2 protein-coding genes are annotated in these 3011 nt (G+C 45.2%); both read right to left on the reverse strand.

What is annotated here, in order from left to right; genetic code table 11:
* Positions 1 to 273 precede the first annotated feature (273 nt).
* Entirely contained in the window at positions 274 to 2403 is a 2130-nt protein-coding gene (locus GPK89_RS10815) for a relaxase/mobilization nuclease domain-containing protein (RefSeq protein WP_215693053.1), read from the reverse strand.
* 65 nt (positions 2404 to 2468) lie between these two features.
* On the reverse strand, positions 2469 to 3011 hold a 543-nt coding region (gene rhuM / locus GPK89_RS10820), incomplete at its 5' end, for a RhuM family protein (protein WP_215693054.1).

A 3011-nucleotide genomic window follows, 5' to 3' on the forward strand; every position in this document is an offset into this window, starting at 1 on the left:
TCCGATGCCTCAAAAGCAAAACATCGTCGCTAAGTTATTTAGACAACAATATGGCGTTGAGTGATGCCGAAGCTTTGAAAATGGATCGAAGCGCAGCCGCAGATGTTCTCTGCGGCTGCGCTTTTTGCATTTTGACCACGGTGCAAACGGATGGCTTTGACCGTTGCCCTCGGTTTCTACAAGCGCATAGTATCGCCAACTCTATTATAAATCCTCGCTTGTCCGATAATTTGTACTTTGAACTTTCAGCAAGAATTTGTACAAGTCAGGCATTCATTCAACCAAATCCGATCGGATTTCAGCAAGAGTTTGCCGTTCCTGACGGACTTTCTGTTCCTGCAAATTTACGTCTCGTAATTGTTCCACTAATTCATGCATCCGATGCCCCATTTCTTGTGCGAGGACATTTACCTTATCAATCTCTACCGATTGGTCGATGCTCTCTTTTTCGAGGTATGCTGCTGCATTGCGGTATGCTTGAAGTTCCGTACTATGTTGATTGAAATATTCCATCTTTTGATTTAAGGGTTTTGCTGCATACTCCATCCATACAGGCTTATAAGTCTTGCATATCTGCAAATGTTTTGCAGCAGCTGCGTAGGTAGTTCGCTTTTGCTTCACCTCTGCCAGTTCATTTGTAAGTCCAATCTGCGTTTTTCCAAGATTATGTATAACTTTATCGTAATCGCCGGTGGTATGGATTCGACTATCGGTCATGCCTTGCAGCATTTTGCCGAGGAACTTCGCATTTTCAATTCCTGCACGCCGTTCTACCGCAGCAATTTTACGCTTTAGTCCAGTGCTTTCCGTTATAGGATTAATTGAACTTCCCAGAAATTCGGAGAGACGGTCGCCTTGTATGTTCAGCCTTTTCTTTGAATCTCCGATGGGGACATAACTATATTGCAGGTTGGGATATAAAAGCACTGTACACTGCCCGGCATCCAAATCACGAAGCACATATTTTTCAGGTATGAATAGTCGTTCAATGCCATTCTGCGGTAGATGGAGCGTCACACCTCGAATAGACATAGCTTTTATCTGATTTTCCGAAAGGATGACTTGCACAGGCTCTACATGGTTTTCCTCGTCAATCTGCTGGATCAGCTTTGCGCCTCGAATCGTGCCGTGGGTTTCGTCCTCATAAACCAAGTCATAAGAGAAGTCGTTTCCGACATTGAAAGTGATTTCGCCATCCGGCGAAGTCGTCACTTCGCTTTTGTTGACCATTAGTTTGGCGGGGTTTCCATTGTCATCGTGAACCTGAAGAACCAAACCATTTTTTCCCGCAGACAGAATTTGGCGGCTGCTTAACTTCACTGCTGCCGTACAAACTTCTGGATACTGAATCGTCAATTTCTGATAGCGGTCGAGCAGCGAATTCTCTTCCCCATCAGAAAGCTGCATTTTTCCATTCTTCAGCGCATACTCAATTCCTTCACTGGTGAATTCGGAACCGAGGGCATCTTCGGGAACCCATGCACCATCCAACGCCGTGGACCGGTACAGTACCTGCTCGGTCGATTTTTTCACTTTGGTTTCGATGCCTGCAGTTTTCAGTTTATCTGCAAAGTCCGCCATACCAGTTACCGAACGGAGGATACCAGTAATTGTCTTTCTCAGGTATTTCTGCTCTTGTGCATTGTCAGACAGTCTGGCGCAGATACCGGCATAAGTAAATGTATCCGTATCAGATAAGCTATTATCCCGGACTGCTCGACCCGCACCCTCCAGCAAATAGCTCATATGCTTGCCTCGAATTGTAGGTGTGATTTCCAGTTCCTTTGCCATAGAAAGAAACTGACTATAATCCGTTGCCCGCTCCAAGCAAAAATTCAGCCTCTTTCGGATTTCCGTCCGGTTGGATACAGATTTCTTTTTCCCTGCGTTTTCAGGATACAGTTGCCCAATCTTTTGTGGATCATCAATCACGGATAAATGTGCTTCCATGCACAAGCGGTCAGAAATATCCCGTATCTGACGTGCCGTGCGGTAAGGCACCGTTCGCAGTTTCTTATAGTCGTAAAAGGAAACTGCATTGATCATAATGTGGTTATGGATATGACCTTTATCAATGTGAGTTGCTACCACATACTCGTACTTGCCGCCTGTGTATTCAAATGCCAGTTTCTTCCCCAGCTCATGGGCCTGCTCAGGCGTGACAGCATCTTCTGGAGAAAAAGACTGTATCAGGTGATAAGCAAGATTTGTGGAACGCTTTCTTTTCAGGTTCCGCGCCTTGTGCGAAAGCACTGCTGTCACTTCAAAGTCGATAGAAGCTGTTTGAGGCTCGCAATTATAGCCTGACACCAGCATCTGACCATCGGTCTTGTCTGGGTTTTCGATATAGGCCAGTGCCTTGCCAAGAGTAGATTTTATCGCATGAATTTTTGTGATAGCCATAAGAAGCTCCCTAAAAGAAAAATGCCCTATGTGAAATGAGTCTCACATAGGGCATCTGCCTGTAATTATTGTTTTGTTGATTCTGCCTCCATCATAAGGCGGTCAAAATCGCTTTGGTACTGCCTGTCCTGTATAACGCGGTACTTTTCAAATTCACTTTCTGCGAAAGCCTTTGCGATTGCTGCTGTAACCTTTCCTTTATCTTTTAGAATTTCGGCATCGTTGAATTGCAGGAAAGCGTCCAGTTTCTCTGCCCAGTCCTGCATCGTCATAGGAATATGCCGCCGTGCTTGGCGCGTTGCATAGTCAAGGTACATTGTTACAATCTCATTCAGTTCTTGTAACTCATCCTGCTGCAAATAGTTCTTTGCAACAGAAACATCGGCTTTGACTATCTTCCCATTTGGGGCATTCTTCCATGAGGTCAACCCCATGTGGTCTTTTGTGTGGTCTGCCCGTTGCACAATGACCTCTGCGGCAGTACTGCCGTGAACAGCGTAGTGCATTTTATTCTGAACGGTTGCAAAGAAGTCTTTGGTCGTTTTGCTGTCTACCGAGTAATCTACGGCAGTAGCATAAATATCCGTAATTTTCTGGTAAAAGCGGCG

The organism is Gemmiger formicilis (assembly GCF_018784445.1).
Classification (GTDB): Bacteria; Bacillota; Clostridia; order Oscillospirales; family Ruminococcaceae; genus Gemmiger.